General features: G+C 70.0%; 15 protein-coding genes and 2 tRNA genes. 14 read left to right on the plus strand and 3 right to left on the minus strand.

What is annotated here, in order from left to right; translation table 11 throughout:
* Positions 1 to 554 precede the first annotated feature (554 nt).
* The 11 genes from dnaN to ACWD6P_RS03675 all read left to right on the plus strand — a co-directional run bounded on the left by dnaN (position 555) and on the right by ACWD6P_RS03675 (position 14,340).
* Positions 555 to 1,685, plus strand: coding sequence for a DNA polymerase III subunit beta (gene dnaN / locus ACWD6P_RS03625; RefSeq protein ID WP_451442345.1), 1,131 nt, complete (start codon positions 555 to 557; stop codon positions 1,683 to 1,685).
* A gap of 242 nt (positions 1,686 to 1,927) precedes the next feature.
* The gene (gene gnd, locus ACWD6P_RS03630) at positions 1,928 to 2,806 is read left to right on the plus strand and encodes a phosphogluconate dehydrogenase (NAD(+)-dependent, decarboxylating) (RefSeq protein ID WP_451442346.1); all 879 of its coding nucleotides are present in this window, start codon (positions 1,928 to 1,930) and stop codon (positions 2,804 to 2,806) included.
* Between the two features lie 68 nt (positions 2,807 to 2,874).
* Positions 2,875 to 4,011 (plus strand): DNA replication/repair protein RecF, encoded by a 1,137-nt coding sequence (recF, locus tag ACWD6P_RS03635; RefSeq protein WP_451442347.1) that lies wholly within the window; start codon positions 2,875 to 2,877, stop codon positions 4,009 to 4,011.
* Positions 4,008 to 4,541 carry a DUF721 domain-containing protein gene (locus tag ACWD6P_RS03640; RefSeq protein WP_451442348.1) on the plus strand — a complete coding sequence of 178 codons (534 nt, stop codon included), beginning with the start codon at positions 4,008 to 4,010 and terminating at the stop codon, positions 4,539 to 4,541. The genes recF and ACWD6P_RS03640 overlap by 4 nt, the downstream gene beginning before the upstream one ends.
* Before the next feature lie 297 nt (positions 4,542 to 4,838).
* Positions 4,839 to 6,893: a DNA topoisomerase (ATP-hydrolyzing) subunit B gene (gyrB, locus tag ACWD6P_RS03645; protein ID WP_451442431.1), complete on the plus strand. Its 2,055-nt coding sequence runs from the start codon at positions 4,839 to 4,841 to the stop codon at positions 6,891 to 6,893.
* A gap of 50 nt (positions 6,894 to 6,943) precedes the next feature.
* On the plus strand, positions 6,944 to 9,544 hold the full coding sequence (gyrA, locus tag ACWD6P_RS03650; RefSeq protein WP_451442349.1) for a DNA gyrase subunit A: 2,601 nt from the start codon (positions 6,944 to 6,946) through the stop codon (positions 9,542 to 9,544).
* A 15-nt stretch (positions 9,545 to 9,559) separates the two neighbouring features.
* Positions 9,560 to 10,261, plus strand: a complete 702-nt coding sequence (locus ACWD6P_RS03655) for a DUF3566 domain-containing protein (RefSeq protein WP_451442350.1) — start codon at positions 9,560 to 9,562, stop codon at positions 10,259 to 10,261.
* Between the two features lie 88 nt (positions 10,262 to 10,349).
* A tRNA-Ile gene (locus ACWD6P_RS03660) sits at positions 10,350 to 10,423 on the plus strand.
* 190 nt (positions 10,424 to 10,613) lie between these two features.
* Positions 10,614 to 10,748, plus strand: a complete 135-nt coding sequence (locus tag ACWD6P_RS03665) for a DLW-39 family protein (protein ID WP_003958712.1) — start codon at positions 10,614 to 10,616, stop codon at positions 10,746 to 10,748.
* A 230-nt stretch (positions 10,749 to 10,978) separates the two neighbouring features.
* Positions 10,979 to 12,907: a vWA domain-containing protein gene (locus ACWD6P_RS03670; protein ID WP_451442351.1), complete on the plus strand. Its 1,929-nt coding sequence runs from the start codon at positions 10,979 to 10,981 to the stop codon at positions 12,905 to 12,907.
* Between the two features lie 32 nt (positions 12,908 to 12,939).
* Entirely contained in the window at positions 12,940 to 14,340 is a 1,401-nt protein-coding gene (locus ACWD6P_RS03675) for a hypothetical protein (protein WP_451442352.1), read from the plus strand.
* A 43-nt stretch (positions 14,341 to 14,383) separates the two neighbouring features.
* Here ACWD6P_RS03675 and ACWD6P_RS03680 read toward each other — a convergent pair whose 3' ends face one another.
* Together ACWD6P_RS03680 and ACWD6P_RS03685 are read right to left on the minus strand one after the other, a co-directional pair.
* On the minus strand, positions 14,384 to 15,691 hold the full coding sequence (locus ACWD6P_RS03680) for a serine/threonine-protein kinase (RefSeq protein ID WP_451442353.1): 1,308 nt from the start codon (positions 15,689 to 15,691) through the stop codon (positions 14,384 to 14,386).
* Between the two features lie 48 nt (positions 15,692 to 15,739).
* Complete coding sequence (locus ACWD6P_RS03685) at positions 15,740 to 16,288, minus strand: helix-turn-helix domain-containing protein (protein WP_451442354.1); 549 nt, start codon at positions 16,286 to 16,288, stop codon at positions 15,740 to 15,742.
* 127 nt (positions 16,289 to 16,415) lie between these two features.
* Here ACWD6P_RS03685 and ACWD6P_RS03690 point away from each other — a divergent pair.
* Positions 16,416 to 16,488 (plus strand) — tRNA-Ala (locus ACWD6P_RS03690).
* Between the two features lie 186 nt (positions 16,489 to 16,674).
* On the opposite strand, the gene ACWD6P_RS03695 is transcribed toward ACWD6P_RS03690, so the two are convergent.
* Entirely contained in the window at positions 16,675 to 17,394 is a 720-nt protein-coding gene (locus ACWD6P_RS03695; protein WP_451442355.1) for a DUF5324 family protein, read from the minus strand.
* 300 nt (positions 17,395 to 17,694) lie between these two features.
* Between ACWD6P_RS03695 and ACWD6P_RS03700 the strand changes: the two genes are divergently transcribed.
* A complete protein-coding gene (locus ACWD6P_RS03700) occupies positions 17,695 to 18,222 on the plus strand; it encodes a peptidylprolyl isomerase (protein ID WP_451442356.1) in 528 nt (175 codons plus the stop codon).
* A 133-nt stretch (positions 18,223 to 18,355) separates the two neighbouring features.
* Complete coding sequence (locus tag ACWD6P_RS03705) at positions 18,356 to 19,264, plus strand: rhomboid family intramembrane serine protease (RefSeq protein ID WP_451442357.1); 909 nt, start codon at positions 18,356 to 18,358, stop codon at positions 19,262 to 19,264.
* Positions 19,265 to 19,406: the final 142 nt, after the last annotated feature.

Consider the following 19,406-nt stretch of genomic DNA (forward strand, 5'->3'; position numbering starts at 1 on the left):
GGAGTGGACGGCTTGTCCACCGGCCGCCCACAGGAGAGCGGCTGTTGTCCCCAGCGATCCCCAGCTTCTCCACACCCCTGTCCACTGTTCGGCAACCCAACACCCCGCCTCACCGCGCCGAGTGAAAGCGGTCACACCAAGGTGGTGGGTTGGGCTGTGGGGAACGTGGGTAAAGCTGGGGATGGCACTGGGGAGAAGTGGCCGTCTCCTGTGCATCGGGTGTGCAGAACTTTGGGCGGTCCACAGAACCACCGGCTTTTCCACGGCCGCCGCCCACAGGGGCAGTGGACAAAAAATCCGCGTTGACCTGCGCAAAAGCAGTTGTCCACGGTTTCCACAGGCCCTACTACTACGACCACGGATATCTACCGGGGAACTCGCTCGGAAACGGGGCCTGTGCACAAGTTGGCCGTCGGGCGTCCGGGACGGGCCGAGCCGACTTGACCCCGAGCCGCACCGACTGTCGGTGGCGTGCGTCAGACTGGTCTCCGGCAACCCAGCCGACGAAGAAGGCCAGCAGGGCGAGAGCCAGCAACAGCAGGAGGCGGTTTCCGGTGAAGATCCGGGTGGAGCGCGATGTACTCGCGGAGGCAGTGGCCTGGGCGGCCAAGAGCCTCCCGGCCCGTCCGCCGGTGCCCGTCCTCGCGGGCCTGCTGCTGAAGGCGGAGGACGGCGCACTGAGCCTCTCCGGCTTCGACTACGAGGTCTCGGCGCGGGTCTCGGTGGAGGCCGAGGTCGAGGAGGAGGGCACCGTCCTCGTCTCCGGCCGGCTGCTCGCCGACATCTGCCGTGCGCTCCCCAACCGCCCGGTGGAGATTTCCACCGACGGTGTACGAGTGACCGTCGTCTGCGGCTCCTCGCGGTTCACCCTCCACACCCTTCCTGTGGAGGAGTACCCGTCCCTGCCGACGATGCCCACCGCGACCGGCACGGTCCCCGGTGAGGTCTTCGCCGCGGCCGCCGCCCAGGTGGCCATCGCCGCCGGCCGTGACGACACCCTGCCGGTGCTCACCGGCGTACGCATCGAGATCGAGGGCGACACGGTCACCCTGGCCTCCACGGACCGCTACCGCTTCGCGGTGCGCGAGTTCCTGTGGAAGCCGGAGAGCCCGGACGCCTCCGCGGTCGCGCTGGTCCCGGCCAAGACGCTGCTGGACACCGCCAAGTCGCTGAGCAGCGGCGACACCGTCACGCTCGCGCTGTCCGGCTCCGGCCAGGGCGAGGGCCTGATCGGTTTCGAGGGCGCCGGCCGGCGGACGACGACGCGTCTGCTGGAGGGCGACCTGCCCAAGTACCGCACGCTCTTCCCGACCGAGTTCAACTCCGTCGCCGTGATCGAGACCGCCCCGTTCGTCGAGGCCGTCAAGCGTGTGGCGCTGGTGGCCGAGCGGAACACCCCGGTCCGGCTGAGCTTCGAGCAGGGTGTGCTGATCCTGGAGGCCGGTTCCAGCGACGATGCACAGGCTGTGGAGAGGGTCGACGCGGAGCTGGACGGCGACGACATCTCGATCGCCTTCAACCCCGGCTTCCTGCTGGAGGGCCTGTCGGCCATCGACTCCCCGGTGGCCCAGCTGTCCTTCACGACGTCCACCAAGCCGGCGCTGCTGAGCGGCCGCCCGGCCAAGGACGCCGAGGCCGACGACGCCTACAAGTACCTGATCATGCCGGTCCGTCTGTCGGGCTGACGGAGGGCCGCACTGCCGGCCGGGTGCGCGAGGGGCGCCCCTCGCAAGGCGGCAGGATGCCGGTGCGGCTGTCGGGCTGACCGCCGGGCCGGACCGAGCGCCCGGACGCTCATCGGAGCCCTTGCGGCGACTGGCTGACGGGGCCCTGATGAGCGGCTGAGCCCACAGCTGTGCACGGACCTGCGGGCGTAGGCTCGGACTCGGGTACGACTGCAACGACTACGTGCAAATGAGGGTCTCTGATGGAGCTCGGTCTCGTCGGTCTCGGCAAGATGGGCGGCAATATGCGCGAGCGCATTCGCCGCGCCGGCCACACCGTCGTCGGTTACGACCGCAACCCGGACCTGGCGGATGTGAACAGCCTCCAGGAGCTTGTGGACAAGCTCAAGGGTCCGCGGGTGGTCTGGGTCATGGTGCCGGCCGGTGCCGCCACCCAGTCCACGATCGACGAGCTGGCCGAGCTGCTCTCGCCGGGCGACATCGTCGTCGACGGCGGAAACTCCCGCTGGACCGACGACGAGAAGCACGCCGAGGAGCTGAAGGCCAAGGGCATCGGCTTCGTCGACTGCGGCGTCTCCGGCGGCGTGTGGGGCCTGGAGAACGGCTATGCGCTGATGTACGGCGGCGAGGCCGACGACGTCGCCAAGGTGCAGCCGATCTTCGACGCCCTCAAGCCCGAGGGTGAGTTCGGCTCGGTGCACGCCGGCAAGGTCGGCGCCGGCCACTTCGCGAAGATGGTCCACAACGGCATCGAGTACGCGATGATGCAGGCCTTCGCCGAGGGCTGGGAGCTGCTGGAGAAGGTCGACTCCGTCACGGATGTGCGCGAGGTCTTCCGCTCCTGGCAGGAGGGCACGGTCATCCGCTCCTGGCTGCTCGACCTGGCGGTCAACGCGCTGGACGACGACGAGCACCTGGACAAGCTGCGCGGTTTTGCACAGGACTCCGGTGAGGGCCGGTGGACTGTGGAAGCCGCGATCGACAACGCGGTGCCGCTGCCCGCGATCACGGCCTCGCTCTTCGCGCGCTTCGCGTCCCGTCAGGACGACTCCCCGCAGATGAAGATGATCGCCGCGCTGCGCAACCAGTTCGGCGGGCACGCGGTCGAGGGCAAGAAGTAACCCTCGGTAACAGCAGTACGAGCAGTAGCAGCAAGGAAGAGGAAGCCGGGGGAGGTCGGCGCACCGTCATGCACGTATCGCATCTGTCGCTCGCCGACTTCCGCTCGTACGCCCGGGTCGAGGTCCCGCTCGACCCGGGCGTCACGGCGTTCGTGGGCCCCAACGGGCAGGGCAAGACCAATCTCGTCGAGGCGGTCGGCTATCTGGCGACGCTCGGCAGCCACCGGGTCTCCTCGGACGCCCCGCTGGTGCGGATGGGCGCCGAGCGGGCGGTCATCAGGGCCGCGGTCGTGCAGGGCGAGCGGCAGCAGCTGATCGAGCTGGAGCTGAACCCCGGCCGCGCAAACCGCGCCCGTATCAACAGGTCCTCGCAGGTCAGACCGCGTGATGTGCTCGGCATCGTACGGACCGTGCTGTTCGCGCCGGAGGATCTGGCGCTGGTCAAGGGCGACCCCGGCGAGCGCCGGCGGTTCCTGGACGAGCTGATCACCGCGCGTTCGCCGCGGATGGCCGCGGTGCGCTCGGACTACGACCGCGTCCTCAAGCAGCGCAACACCCTCCTGAAGACGGCGGCGCTGGCGCGGCGGCACGGCGGGCGCCAGATGGACCTGTCGACACTGGACGTGTGGGACCAGCACCTTGCCCGGGCCGGGGCCGAGCTGCTGGTGCAGCGCCTCGATCTGATCGCCGCGCTGCAGCCGCTCGCGGACAAGGCGTATGAGCAACTGGCGCCGGGCGGCGGTCCGTTGGCGCTGGAGTACCGCGGTTCGGCGGGCGAGGCGATGGTCGGCGCGTCGACCCGGGAGGAGCTGTACGGCGTGCTGCTGGCGGCGCTCGGCGAGGCCCGCAAGCAGGAGATCGAGCGCGGGGTGACGCTGGTCGGCCCGCACCGCGACGAGCTGCAGCTCAAGCTGGGGCAGCTGCCGGCCAAGGGGTACGCCAGCCACGGCGAGTCCTGGTCGTATGCGCTGGCGCTGCGGCTGGCCTCGTACGACCTGCTGCGTGCCGAGGGCAATGAGCCGGTCCTGGTGCTCGACGACGTCTTCGCCGAGCTGGACGCGCGGCGCCGGGAGCGGCTGGCGGAGCTGGTGGCCCCGGGCGAGCAGGTGCTGGTGACGGCGGCGGTGGACGACGATGTGCCCGGGGTGCTGACCGGGGCGCGCTATGCGGTGTCGGACGGCGCCGTGGAGAAGGTGGCCTCGTGAGTGAGGAGCAGTCCGGGCGGCCCAAGCCTCCGGAGCTGTCCGGTGTGGATCTGGCCCGGCAGGCGCTGGTGGCCGCCAAGGAGCAGGCGCGTGCGCGGGGCGCTGCCGCGCAGCAGAAGAAGCAGGCCCGGCGCGGCGGGCTGCGCTCGGGCGCGCGGGCGGACGGCCGCGATCCGCTGCCGCTCGGGGCGGCGATCAACCGGCTGATCACGGAGCGCGGCTGGGAGACCCCGGCCGCGGTCGGCGGGGTGATGGGGCGCTGGCCGCAGCTGGTCGGGGCCGAGGTGGCGCAGCACTGCGAACCGCACAGGTACGACGAGGACGCCCGGGTGCTGACGGTGCAGTGCGATTCGACGGCGTGGGCGACCCAGCTGCGGCTGCTGGCCCCGACGCTGGTGGCACGCCTCAACGCGGACCTGGGCCACGGCACCGTGAAGCTGCTCAAGGTGCAGGGGCCCGGCGGTCCCGCGCGCCGGTACGGAGCGCTGCGCGCGCCCGGCAGCAAGGGCCCCGGCGACACCTACGGATGAGGCCCCGGACGGCGGTAAACCCGTGGGGCGGGTGAGACTCCGCTCACGGTAGCCGGCGGTTGACAGCCGGAAGCGCTGAGTGCCCGTGTGAGCGTCCTGAGGCCCCGTCTCGAATATGGGGAGTCGGCGGACGGCGATTCAGGGCGGCACATGACGACTCAGGTGCCTGCAAACCCCCATGAGTGTCGGCGCCACCGGTACACTGGTAGCAATCCCGCCCACTCGCGGAACATGTCGAACGACGCAGCCGCTCCCGCCTGTCCTCCTGGGGTGACCCGCACAGGCGCGGAAGGGCTTGTGCTGTGCCAGAAAGGGCGCTTCGTGGCCGACTCCGGCGACCTCAACGAGAACAACACGGCTTCTACTGAAGAGGGGGTTTCTGCCGGCGCCATGGGCGACTCCTCGGTGGAGAAGTCGTACGACGCCAGCGCGATCACCGTCCTCGAAGGCCTGGACGCGGTTCGCAAGCGTCCCGGCATGTACATCGGCTCCACCGGTGAGCGCGGTCTGCACCACCTCGTGCAAGAGGTCGTCGACAACTCCGTCGACGAGGCGCTGGCCGGGCACGCGGACACCATTGACGTGACGATCCTGCAGGACGGCGGTGTCCGGGTCGTCGACAACGGCCGAGGTATCCCCGTCGGCATCGTGCCGTCCGAGAACAAGCCGGCGGTCGAGGTCGTGCTGACGGTGCTGCACGCCGGCGGCAAGTTCGGCGGCGGCGGCTACGCGGTCTCCGGTGGTCTGCACGGTGTGGGCGTCTCCGTTGTCAACGCCCTCTCGCAGCGGGTCGCGGTCGAGATCCGCACGGACGGCTACCGCTGGACCCAGGAGTACAAGCAGGGCGTCCCGACCGCCCCGCTGGCCCAGCACGAGGCCACCGAGGAGTCCGGCACGTCGGTGACGTTCTGGGCCGACGGCGAGATCTTCGAGACCACCACGTACAGCTTCGAGACGCTGTCCCGGCGCTTCCAGGAGATGGCGTTCCTCAACAAGGGGCTGACCATCTCGCTCAAGGACGAGCGCCCGGACCACGTGGACGAGGACGGCAAGCCGCTCTCCGTGCGGTACCACTACGAGGGCGGCATCGTCGACTTCGTGAAGTACCTCAACTCGCGCAAGGGCGAGCTGGTGCATCCGACGGTGGTCTCCGTGGAGGCCGAGGACAAGGAGCGGAATCTCTCCGTCGACCTCGCGATGCAGTGGAACACCCAGTACAGCGAGGGTGTCTACAGCTTCGCCAACATCATCCACACCCATGAGGGCGGTACCCACGAGGAGGGCTTCCGCGCCGCGCTGACCGGTCTGATCAACCGCTACGCGCGCGACAAGAAGCTGCTGCGCGAGAAGGACGACAACCTCACGGGCGAGGACATCCGCGAGGGTCTGACGGCGATCATCTCGGTCAAGCTCTCCGAGCCGCAGTTCGAGGGCCAGACCAAGACCAAGCTGGGCAACACCGAGGTCAAGACCTTCGTACAGAAGGTGGTTCATGAGCACCTCAACGACTGGCTGGACCGCAACCCCAACGAGGCCGCGGACATCATCCGCAAGGGCATCCAGGCGGCGACCGCCCGGGTGGCCGCCCGTAAGGCGCGCGATCTGACCCGCCGCAAGGGCCTGCTGGAGACGGCGTCGCTGCCGGGCAAGCTGAGCGACTGCCAGTCCAACGACCCGACCAAGTGCGAGATCTTCATCGTCGAGGGTGACTCCGCCGGCGGCTCGGCCAAGTCCGGCCGGAACCCGGAGTACCAGGCGATCCTGCCGATCCGCGGCAAGATCCTCAACGTCGAGAAGGCACGGGTCGACAAGATCCTGCAGAACAACGAGGTCCAGGCGCTGATCTCGGCGTTCGGCACGGGCGTGCACGAGGACTTCGACATCGAGAAGCTCCGCTATCACAAGATCATCCTGATGGCGGACGCCGACGTCGACGGTCAGCACATCAACACCCTGCTGCTGACGTTCCTGTTCCGCTTCATGCGCCCGCTGGTCGAGGCCGGCCACGTCTACCTCTCCCGCCCCCCGCTGTACAAGATCAAGTGGGGCAGGGACGACTTCGAGTACGCCTACTCCGACGCGGAGCGGGACGCGCTGGTCGAGCTCGGCAAGCAGAACGGAAAGCGGATCCGCGAGGACTCGATCCAGCGGTTCAAGGGTCTCGGCGAGATGAACGCCGAGGAGCTGCGGGTGACGACCATGGACATCGACCACCGTGTCCTCGGCCAGGTCTCGCTGGACGACGCGGCCCGCGCCGACGACCTGTTCTCGGTGCTCATGGGCGAGGACGTCGAGGCACGCCGCTCGTTCATCCAGCGCAACGCCAAGGACGTCCGCTTCCTCGACATCTGAGCCCTGTCGGCCCGAACAACAGCCGCAGCTCGAAAGGACTTTGAACCACCATGGCCGACGAGAACTCCCCTGTGACCCCGGACGGCGTGACCGCCGAGGGCGCGCCCGCCGCCATCGAAGGCGTCGGGATGCGCGTCGAGCCCGTCGGGCTCGAGACGGAGATGCAGCGCTCCTACCTCGACTACGCGATGTCCGTCATCGTCTCGCGTGCGCTGCCGGACGTACGGGACGGCCTCAAGCCCGTGCACCGCCGGGTGCTGTACGCGATGTACGACGGCGGCTACCGCCCCGAGAAGGGCTTCTACAAGTGCGCCCGCGTCGTCGGCGACGTCATGGGTACGTACCACCCGCACGGCGACACCTCCATCTACGACGCGCTGGTGCGTCTGGCGCAGCCGTGGTCGATGCGGATGCCGCTGGTGGACTCCAACGGCAACTTCGGCTCTCCGGGCAACGACCCGGCCGCGGCGATGCGGTACACCGAGTGCAAGATGGCGCCGCTGTCGATGGAGATGCTCCGGGACATCGACGAGGAGACCGTCGACTTCCAGGACAACTACGACGGCCGCAACCAGGAGCCGACGGTCCTGCCGTCCCGCTTCCCCAACCTGCTGATCAACGGCTCGGCCGGTATCGCGGTCGGTATGGCCACGAACATCCCGCCGCACAACCTGCGCGAGGTCGCGGCCGGTGCCCAGTGGGCGCTGGAGCACCCGGAGGCCTCCCACGAGGAGCTGCTGGACGCGCTGATCGAGCGGGTCAAGGGCCCGGACTTCCCCACCGGCGCCCTGGTGGTGGGCCGCAAGGGCATCGAGGAGGCCTACCGCACCGGCCGCGGCTCGATCACGATGCGCGCGGTGGTCGAGGTCGAGGAGATCCAGAACCGCCAGTGCCTGGTGGTCACCGAGCTGCCCTACCAGGTCAACCCGGACAACCTCGCGCAGAAGATCGCCGACCTGGTCAAGGACGGCAAGATCGGCGGCATCGCGGACGTCCGCGACGAGACCTCCTCGCGGACGGGCCAGCGCCTGGTCATCGTCCTCAAGCGGGACGCGGTCGCCAAGGTCGTCCTCAACAACCTCTACAAGCACACCGATCTGCAGACCAACTTCGGTGCGAACATGCTCGCCCTGGTGGACGGCGTGCCGCGCACGCTCTCCCTGGACGCGTTCATCCGCAACTGGGTGACGCACCAGATCGAGGTCATCGTCCGCCGTACGAAGTTCCGGCTGCGCAAGGCCGAGGAGCGGGCGCACATCCTGCGCGGCCTGCTCAAGGCGCTGGACGCGATCGACGAGGTCATCGCGCTGATCCGGCGCAGTGACACGGTCGACGTGGCCCGCGAGGGCCTGATGGGCCTGCTGGAGATCGACGAGATCCAGGCGAACGCGATCCTGGAGATGCAGCTGCGCCGGCTGGCCGCCCTGGAGCGCCAGAAGATCACCGCCGAGCACGACGAGCTGCAGCGCAAGATCAACGAGTACAACGCGATCCTGGCCTCGCCGGAGCGCCAGCGCCAGATCATCAGCGAGGAACTCGCCGCGATCGTCGAGAAGTTCGGCGACGACCGACGCTCCAAGCTGGTGCCCTTCGAAGGCGACATGTCCATCGAGGACCTGATCGCCGAGGAGGACATCGTCGTCACGATCACCCGTGGCGGCTATGTGAAGCGCACGAAGACCGACGACTACCGCTCGCAGAAGCGCGGCGGCAAGGGCGTACGGGGCACGAAGCTCAAGGAAGACGACATCGTCGACCACTTCTTCGTCTCCACCACCCACCACTGGCTGCTGTTCTTCACGAACAAGGGCCGGGTCTACCGCGCCAAGGCCTACGAGCTCCCCGACGCGGGGCGCGACGCCCGCGGCCAGCACGTCGCCAACCTCCTCGCCTTCCAGCCGGACGAGCAGATCGCGCAGATCCTGGCGATCCGCGACTACGAGGCCATGCCGTATCTGGTGCTCGCCACCAAGGCCGGCCTGGTGAAGAAGACCCCGCTCAAGGACTACGACTCGCCGCGCTCCGGCGGTGTGATCGCGATCAACCTGCGCGAGCAGGAGGACGGCACGGACGACGAGCTGATCGGCGCCGAGCTGGTGTCGGACACCGACGATCTGCTGCTGATCAGCAAGAAGGCCCAGTCGATCCGCTTCACGGCGACGGACGAGGCGCTGCGCCCGATGGGCCGGGCCACCTCCGGTGTGAAGGGCATGAGCTTCCGCGAGGGCGATGAGCTGCTCTCGATGAACGTGGTCCGCGCCGGTACGTACGTCTTCACCGCCACGGACGGCGGGTACGCCAAGCGCACCGCGGTCGACGAGTACCGCGTCCAGGGCCGCGGCGGTCTGGGAATCAAGGCCGCCAAGATCGTCGAGGACCGGGGTTCGCTGGTCGGCGCGCTGGTCGTCGAGGAGGCCGACGAGATCCTCGCCATCACCCTGGGTGGTGGCGTGATCCGGACACGGGTCAACGAGGTCCGGGAGACCGGCCGTGACACCATGGGCGTCCAACTGATCAACCTGGGCAAGCGCGATGCCGTCGTCGGCATCGCACGGAACGCCGAGGCCGGCCGGGAAGCCGAAGAGGTCGACGGGGACGACGAGCCCGAGGAGACCGCGGCGGCAGAGGCGACCGAGCCCGCGGCGGAGTAGCACAAGGAGTAGGTCGTGAGTGGAGCCACGGGCGCTGCGGACGGGGGAGGACGAGGAGCCGGCAAAGGCTCGTCGTCCGGACCCCCGACCGGGACGGAGGACAGCGCCCGTGGCTCTGCCATTTCTGACAACGGCCCCCGGGACGAGGGCTCGCACCGAGGGGAAACCGTGACCGATACCCGTCAGCCGCAGCCGCAGCCGCAGTCCCGGCCCCAGGAACCGGGCCAGGGCCCCCAGGGAGCCCCACAGCAGCCGTATCAGCCGCCTCAGGCGTACTCCACCGGCGGTGGGCAGGGCGGCGGCCAGACGGTGCGCCGGCCGCGTACAGGCGCCACCACGGCCCCGCGGACGCGCAAGGCCCGGCTGCGGGTGGCGCGCGCCGATCCCTGGTCGGTGATGAAGGTCAGCTTTCTGCTCTCCATCGCGCTGGGCATCTGCACGGTCGTGGCCGTCGCGGTGCTGTGGATGGTCATGGACGCGATGGGCGTCTTCTCCACGGTCGGCGGGGCGATCAGCGAGGCGACCGGCTCCGGTGACGGCAGCGGCTTCGACCTGCAGGGGTTTCTCTCGCTGCCGAGGGTGCTGCTGTTCACGTCGATCATCGCGGTGATCGACGTGGTGCTGGCGACCGCGCTGGCCACGCTCGGCGCCTTCATCTACAACCTGTCGGCGGGCTTCGTCGGCGGGGTGGAGCTCACTCTCGCCGAGGACGAGTGAGCCCCTGGTGGCGGGGCGTCCGGGGGCCTTCGGGAACCGATTTTGGGAACGCCTCTGAAGTGCGCTAATCTTTCGGTGCAGCGAACGCGCGGCTATAGCTCAGACGGTTAGAGCGCTTCCCTGATAAGGAAGAGGCCCCAGGTTCAAGTCCTGGTAGCCGCACTGCACAATCGGCCCGGCCGGGGAACTCCCCGGCCGGGCCGATTCGTTGTACGGAGGCGGTAGTTGGCTCGTGGTGCGGGGCCTCGGACGAGGCGTTGCCGACCGCGGGCTAGGTAACCGATCGGTATCGGCCGGTGTGTATCATCGGCCGACATAGGTCCCCTACGTCAACGAAAGACGAGGTCGCGCGGTGAAGAAGCTTCTCCTGGTCGCACTGGCCGCCATCGGCGGGCTCCTCGTGTACCGCCAGATCCAGGCGGATCGCGCCGAGCAGGATCTGTGGACGGAGGCGACCGACTCCGTGCCCGCAGGTTCGGGTGTCTGAGACCCATAAACGCACAGCAGGTTCGTACGAACCCCGATTGCCTCCGGGCGATCGGGGTTTCGTGCGTCCGGGGGCGGGTGGGGCGGCGTGTGGTGGCGGGGCCGGGTGGCTGATTGTCGTTGCAGTACCGTGACGGTGATCCTCTTGAGTTTGCTATAGCACACCATTAGCTTGCATAAGCAAAGTCGCTGTCCGTGATGTGACCAGCAGGGCACAAGGGGGATCAAGGCATGGCACTCCGACCACGCAGGGGGGCGGTGGCGTTGCTCGGCGGGCTGTTGTTGGCCCTCACCGCCGCGCCATTTCAGGCCATCGCGGCCACACCCGCCAAGGCACCGCCCGCGGAGGGCACCGGCATGGTGATGGTGCTGGACTCCTCGGGCTCGATGGCCGGGAAGGACGGCTCCGGCGGCACCCGGATCGCCGCTGCCCGCAAGGCCGTCGGTACGGTCGTCGACGCTCTTCCCGACGGCTACCCGACCGGCCTGCGGGTCTACGGTGCCGACAAGGCCAAGGGTTGCGACGACACCCGGCTCGCCCAGCCGGTCGCGGCCCTCGACCGTGCGGGCCTCAAGCGGGCCGCCGCGGGCCTCACGCCCAGAGGCGACACCCCGATCGGGCTCTCCCTGCGCAAGGCGGCCGACGACCTTCCCAGGCCGGCCGCAGGGGCGATCGGCAAGCGCACGATCCTGCTGATCTCCGACGGCGAGGACACCTGCCGGACCCCGCAGCCGTGCAAGGTCGCCGCCCAACTCGCCGCATCCGGCGTGGATCTGCACATCGACGCGATCGGCTTCCAGGTCGCCGGCAAGGCCCGTGCCCAGCTGGAGTGCATCGCCAAGGCGGGCAACGGCCAGTATTACGACGCCCCTGACGCCAGGTCACTCGCCCGCCAGCTCCAGCGCGCCGGCCAACTCTCCGCGGACGGATACCGGTTCAAGGGCAAGCCGGTCCGCGGCACGGCGACCGGCGGCGGCGCACCCCGCATCGTTCCCGGGCAGTATCTGGACTCCATCGGGCCCAACGAAGAGCGCTACTACGCGACCGACCTGGACGCCGCCTCGACGGCCGACTTCTCGGCGACCGTGGTGCCGCAGCCCGGTGCCGCCGTCGACTCCCTCGACACCCTGCGCACCAAGATCGTCTACGGCACCGACAGCACCTGCGACTCCACCAGTGAGATGTTCGGTCAGACGGAGGGCGCTACTCCGCTGACCTCGGGTGTCAGCCGGGTCCCCGCGGAGAGCGGCACCAGCACCTGTGACAAGGCAGGCCGGTACTGGCTGGTCGTCGAGCGCAAGGCCACCAAGGGCTCGGACGCCGCCCGCTGGCCGATGGAGCTGACGTTTCACGTGGAACATCCGCTGAAGAAGGGCGTCACTCCCGCCCAGTCGGAGCCGGAGTACGGGGCGGGCGGCAAGGACGCCACCCTTCCGACCGGCGTCCCCCAGGACGTCACCGGCGGCACCGGCTTCAACGACGCCCGTCCGCTGCGTCCGGGCGTCTGGCGGGACAAGATCCTTCCGGCGCAGACACTGTGGTACAAGGTGCCGGTCGGCTGGGGCCAGCAGCTCCGCTATGACGTGGAGTTCGCCAACGAGCCGACGGTCAAGGGGTACAGCACCCACCTCTCCTACGGCGGCACCCAGGTCTATACGCCGTTCCGTGCGCCGGTCGGCAGCGGTACCGGTCAGTTCAGCCCGCATGTGTCCTACACCGGGCGGCTGGCGGGGCTCAGCATGGGAACGGTCCCGGTCGCCTGGACCAACCGCTATGAGCCGAACCCCAATGTCATCCCCGTGCACCACAAGGGCGACTTCTATCTCGCGGTGACGCTGGGCGCCAGGGCCTCCCAGATCGCGGAGAATCCGCGGATCGGTGTGGTGCTGCGGATCGCCGTGCTGGGCAAGGAGAAGTCCGGTCCCGAGGCCGGGGCGGCGACGGTCGCGGGCGGTGCCTCCCCGGGCGAATCCGGGCACGCGGCGGACGGCGCGCAGGGCAGCGGTGGAGGATGGTCCACCGGACGTGTGGTGGCTCTCGCCGTCGGCGGAGTGGGCGTGCTGCTGCTGGCCGGTCTCGCGCTGGCCTACGTACGCGCCCGCAGGAAGCCGGCGGCCGCAGACGGGAATTCGGATCCGATGAGGGGTGGCTCGTGGTGACGGGGCGCATGACGACTCGGGCGGTGTTTCACGTGAAACACCGGAACAGGGCGGTCGCCGTGCTGGCGGCGCTCGCCGCGGTGACGACGCTGCCGGGGACGGTGGGGGTGGCCTCGGCCGACGACGTCCCCGGCTACCGGATGGCGGACGGTGCCACGTCCATCAAGGGCAGTGCCAGCACCGGGGATGCGCCGCTGCTCAAGCCCGGACTGCACACCGATGCCATCAAGCGCGGTGAGCAGAAGTACTACGCCGTCACGCTGGACGCCGAGCACAGCGCGTACTTCTCGGCGGTCGCCGCGCCCCGGCCCGGCACCAAGGTCGAGGACTTCGGGGACAAGCTCACCATCAACGTCCAGGACAGCACCGGCGCGACCTGCGACAACGAGGCCACCCCGGCCTTCAACGGCGGCGACATGGCCTACCCGCTCGCCGACTACGCCACCCGCCGCATCGGCGCCGACCGGACGAGCTGCCAGAAGGCGGGCCCGTACTACCTGGTGATCACGCGCAAGGGATCGGCGACCTCCGGTCCCGACACCTGGCCCCTCGAACTGAACTACCTCGAAGAGCCCCCGCTCAAGGGCAACACCCCCGCCCAGCCGGGCGAGGGTTCCTGGAGCACGGCCACACCGGCACCGCGCACCGACCACACGAAGCGCAGCGCCAAGGGAGGCACCGGCTTCAACGACGCCGGCTCGGTCGCCACCGGTGTCTGGAAGGACCGGCTCAGGCCGGGCGAGACCCGCTTCTACCGCGTACCGCTGGACTGGGGACAGCGGCTCAACCTGAGCGCGGAGCTGCCGAACGCGTCCTCCGGCGCCTCCTCCAGCTTCCTCACCAGGGCGCTCAGGCTGGCCGTCCACAACCCGGCGCGCGGTGCGGTCGGCAATGCCCGCTTCGCCTCGTACACGGGGAAGCCGGCCGGTGCCAGGGAGTTCACCGCGCCCGTCGACTACGGCAACCGCTTCCGCGCGACCAGTGAGGTCAGCGCGATGCGGTTCCCGGGCTGGTACTACCTCGAAGTCAGCCTGCACCCCGATGCCGTGCAGTACTTCGCCAAGGGCACCGAGCTCACCCTCCGGGTGGAGGTCCTTGGCGCCGCCAAGGCCGGGCCCCGCTACGCCGAGCCGACCAGCGTCTTCTCGGTGACGCCCGAGGATCAGGAGACGGCGCGCAAGGGCCAGACCGCCCAGGACGCGGCGAAGAGCGGCACGCTGATGACGGTGGCCTACACCGGGATCGGCACGGGTGTGGTGCTGCTGCTGGGGCTGGGGGCGTGGACGCTGCTGGCCCGGCGGTCGGCGGCCGCGGCCGGCGGGCCGGGCGCCCATCCCGCGCTACCGCAGCAGCCGAACCCAACCCACTCGGCGACCCAGACCACCCAACAGGCAGGACAGCACCAGCAGTTCGGCCCGCCGCAGGGCTGGTAGCGGGCGGCTGCGGGCCGGTGCGACACCGGCCCGCAGCGGCGCGTCAGGCGGCGATCAGCGCCCAGACGCCGACCGCGATGCACAGCAACGCCACGATCAGCACCGGGATCGCGACCTTCGGGGGCGGTCCCGGCTTCTTGTACGGGGCGGGCGGCGCCGCGGCCGGGGCGGCGACGGCCGCGCCGACCTGGCCGGGCACCGGGTGGGGCCCGGCCGTGTAGGGGCGGGTCGCGGGGTTGTCCGGGTGGACGGCGGCCGTCGGCTCGTAGGCGGGCGGCGGGGGCGGGGGAGGGGGAGGCGTCTGCACCGGCACCGGCGCGGGAGTCGGCGCGGGAGTCGGGGTGGGCGTGGGCGGGGTGCTGGGCTCCGGCGGGGCGAGCTGGAAGCTGCCGGTGTCCGACATGGAGACGCGCCCGGTGGCGCCGGTGCCCACCGCGGCGCCGGAGGTCGGGGCCCCGGCGGCGTTACCGGCCGTCGGCGGTCCGTCCGGCCCGAACCCGGCCGGCAGCGGTCCTATGTGGTCGAAGACCTCGACGGCCTCTTCCTCGATCGTCGTGTCCGGCAGCATCTCGACGGCCGACAGAAGGGCCTTGCGCGCCCCTGTGGCCGTCTTGAACCGGGAGTCCGGGTTCGGGTGCACCAAGGACGCCAGTACGTGCCACAGCGGCTCCGGCACGTCGTCGGGGGCGTTCGGAATGCCCTGCGCGAAGTGCCCGATCAGCGACTCGCCGTCCGGCTTGGTGCCGGTGAGCAGATACAGCGCGACCAGCCCGGCCGCGAACAGGTCCGCGGGGAAGTCCGGTTCGGCACCCAGCATCTGCTCCGGCGCGAGGTAACCCGGCGTCCCCACCACGTAGTTGGTCTCGGTGAGCCGCGGCTCGCCCTTGCGCATCGCGATGCCGAAGTCCGACAGCCGCAGATGCGGCCGGCCGGTTCCGGTGGCCTCCAGCAGGATGTTCGCCGGCTTGATGTCGCGGTGCACCACACCCTCCGCGTGCACCGCGGCGAGCCCGGCCAGCAACTGGTCCAGGAGCGTGCACACGTAGCGCGGCGGCAGCGGCCCGTAGTCGCCGATCAGGTGCGCCAGCGAGCCGCCGTTCACCAGGTCCATGGTGAACAGCACCTTGTCGTCGTCCGCAGCCCAGCTCGCCGGGGCCAGCACATGCGGATGGTCGATCCGCAGCGCCTGTTCGCGGACGAACCGCAGCAGGGTGTGCGCATCGCTCTGCTGCAGCACCTTGGCCGCAACGTAGCGGCGGCGCCGGTGGTCCCAGGCGCGCCAGACCGCGCCCACCCCGCCCCGCCCTACCGGATCGATCAGCTCGTACCGGCCGGCGAAGATCTCACCCATTGCGCCCCGTCCGCTTCTGAACTCGCAACGTCCCCTGTGGCTGCGGGCCTAGCTCTGATGCGCCTCGTAGTGCGCCACCGCGTCCGCGGTACGGCCGGCGCCGTAGACCCGGAGGAACTCTGCCAGTTCGGGGTGAGTGGAGGCGAGGGTGTTCGCCGCATCGATGATGTCGCCGGCGTCGGAGACCGAACGCAGCAGCGACTGGATCTCCCGCACCACGCGCCGCACCGTGGTCGCACCCGTCGACGACGTCTGCTGGGCGGTGTTGTTCAGCACCGAGCCGCCCGCCGTCTTCTTGATCTCCTCCATGCGGTCGGTGGCCTCGCCGGCGCTGACGCTGCCGTCCGCGACCTGACCGGCCAGTTCCTGCAGTGCCTGGACCCGCTGCACCACGGCCGGGTTGCCTATCTTCGCGCGCTGCCCGCTCATCAGCTGGGAGAGCATCGGTGCGGACAGCCCCAGCACGGAGGCCAGCCGGGCCTGGTTGAGACCGAGATCGTCGATGAGACGGCGGAACAGCGCACCCAGAGGCTCCCCGTACCAATTGCGCTGCAGCTCCCGGGCCCGCGCGGTGGCTTCCTGCTGTGCTGCGTCCATGCCGTCTCCCCTGTCTCCCCGGTCGCTTCGCTGCCGCGAATCTCGCGAAGCATCCTACGGAGAGCAACGGTGTGCGGCGATACCCGGTCGGGAAAGCGGCCGGACACCGGGTACCCTGTTCCGCGAAGGGGCCTTAGCTCAGTTGGTAGAGCGCTGTCTTTGCATGGCAGATGTCAGGGGTTCGACTCCCCTAGGCTCCACTCCCCAAGCCCTTCCGATCGGCGTCATCGCTGGTCAGAGGGGCTTTTTCCATTCCGGCGTGAGCTGCTGACGGGCCGTTGTGCCTGCCGTGGCAGACCGGTCCCCGGCCGTACGCGCACGGGCCGCGCCCACCACCCTGGTACGGGATCGGGGCACGGCCCGGTGAATTCCAGCCGTCGGCGCTGTCAGGCGGGGCCGCCGTTGCGGCGCTCTTCGGCCTCCGCCTCGGCCTGGTTGGCCTGGATCTCGGGGTCGAGCGCGGCGCCCTCGCTGCCGTCGACCGCGCTCAGCCGGCCGCGGTCGCCGACCTCGGTGGGCGCCGGCGGCTCGACCAGCCAGTCCGGGTTGGCCTGCTTGTCCCACCACTTCCAGGCGGCGATCGCCCCGCCGGCCAGGACGCCCAGTGCGGTCAGACGCTTGGCGATCTTGCCGCGCCTGGCGCGGCGGCTGTGCTTCTTCTGGAGCTTGGTGATCTCCGCGGCCGTGACCTGGCCGCGGAGCGCGGCGAGCGCTGCGCTGCCACGGGCGATGGCCTCGTCGCGGACCGGCTCGGCCGCGGCCCGCGCGCTGGTGACGGCGTGCTCCAGCCGTGGTCCGGTGTACTCGGCCGCGTGCCGGGCCGCCTTGCGGGTACGGCGGGCCGCCCGGGTCGCCGCGGCGTCCACCCTGGGCGGCAGTGTGCCGCGGGCGTGTTCGAGACGCGGCTGCAGATGTGCGTCGTACTGCGAGCGCGCCTGGTGGGCGGCCTCGGCCACCTTCGGGGCCACACGCGTACGGGCCTCATGCGCGTAGTGCACGGCGGTGTCCTTGGCCGTGCCGGCATACGGTGCCACCACCTCCGCGGCGTGCCGCACGCTGTCCTTGGCCGAATTGGTCGCGGCGCGCACGCTGTCCTTGCGGGTCACGGGATCCTCCTCCTCGGTGGCGTGTCCGGGGGCTAGGGGGGTTGGTCCCCCATGTCTGCTGTGTCGCCTGTCCACCCGTTTGGAGATCATGCCCGCTCGCCGCCCGTACGGCATGCGAGAGCGGCCATCCGGGTCATGCGCGGACACTTCCGGGCCCGGTTTCGGACACCGCCGCGTTTCGTCGTGACGGACGCCCGAAATCAGTGCGAAGGCAGAGGGGACCGGGGGTGCTCGGGCGACGGGTGGGGCGGTTCATGCGAGGATCGTGAACCGTCAGCGAAGACTTATGGAAGGTTGATCGTGGCTGAGCAGCTCTACGCCACCCTGAAGACGAACCAGGGCGACATCGAGATTCGGCTTCTGCCGAACCATGCACCCAAGACGGTGAAGAACTTCGTCGAGCTCGCCAACGGCGAGCGGGAGTGGACCCACCCGGCGACCGGCAAGAAGTCCACGGACCGGCTCTACGACGGCACCGTCTTCCACCGGGTGATCAGCGGTTTCATGATCCAGGGCGGCGACCCGCTGGGCAACGGCACCGGCGGCCCCGGCTACGAGTTCGGGGACGAGTTCCACCCCGACCTGGCCTTCGACAAGCCCTACCTGCTGGCCATGGCCAACGCCGGTCCGGGCACCAACGGCTCGCAGTTCTTCATCACCGTCTCGCCGACCGCGTGGCTGACCGGCAAGCACACCATCTTCGGTGAGGTCACCACCGACGCCGGCAAGAAGGTCGTCGACGCGATCGCCGGCACCCAGACCAACCCGCGCACCGACCGTCCGGTGAACGACGTCGTCATCGAGTCCGTGGTCGTCGAGACCCGCTGAGCGGTGTCTTGTGCCCCGGCCAGGTCCGGGGGAACCATTGCGCCCCGCCCGGTCGTACTCCGGGCGGGGCGGTGTGTTTGACGCCTCCCGGTGTGTGGACGCGCCCGGACGCAGAGTGAGGACGAGGGGACCGATGGACCAGGTGCCAGGCAGCCCGCAGGAGCCGCAGGACGCACGGGGCGGCGACGGCCTGCCGGGCTGCTACCGCCACCCGGATCGCCAGACCGGCATCAGCTGCACCCGCTGTGAGCGGCCGATCTGCCCGGACTGCATGGTCAGTGCGTCGGTCGGGTTCCAGTGCCCGGACTGCGTACGCAGCGGCAGCGGGACCGGCCACACGGCGCGGGCGACGGCGCCGCGCACGATCGCGGGCGGCACGATCGCGGCCGACCCCCGGCTGGTCACCAAGATCCTGCTGGGGATCAACGCCGCCGTCTTCCTCGCCGTGCTGGCGACCGGGGACGACCTGGTCAACCGACTCGATCTGCTGGGGCTCGCCTTCGACCCGAGCCACTACCAGCTGGTCGGGGTCGCCGAGGGCGAGTGGTACCGCCTGTTGACCGCGATGTTCCTGCATCAGCAGATCGCGCACTTCGCGTTCAACATGCTCTCGCTGTGGTGGCTGGGGCCGCCCCTGGAGGCGGCGCTCGGCCGGGCGCGGTTCATCGCGCTCTACATGCTCGCCGGCCTGGGCGGCAGCGCCCTGTCGTACTTCCTCGCCGCGCAGAACCAGCCTTCGCTGGGCGCGTCCGGCGCGATCTTCGGGCTGCTGGGTGCGACCGCGGTGCTGCTGCGGCGGATGAACTACGACATGAAGCCGGTGCTGATCCTGCTCGGCCTCAACCTGGCCTTCACGTTCCTGTGGCCGCACATCGCCTGGCAGGCGCACGTCGGCGGCCTGGTGGTGGGGGCCGCGGTGGCGTTCGGGATGGTGCATGCGCCGCGCGACCGCCGCAACGCGGTCCATCTCGCGACGTGTGCGGTGGCGCTGCTCGCGATCGGTGCGGTGGTGTGGGTACGGACCCTTCAGCTGGTGGGCTGAAGGGCCGGTCGCGTCAAGTTGTCCACAGTGCGTGGCCGATCTTGTGCATGCTGTGCGGAACTGGTGTTCCGGGCCGCCCTGACCTGCGTTTCCCCAAGTGGGGGCAGGGGAGACGAAGGCCGGGCGCGGGTGCCGCCGATCA

This window comes from Streptomyces sp. NPDC002446, assembly GCF_053595675.1.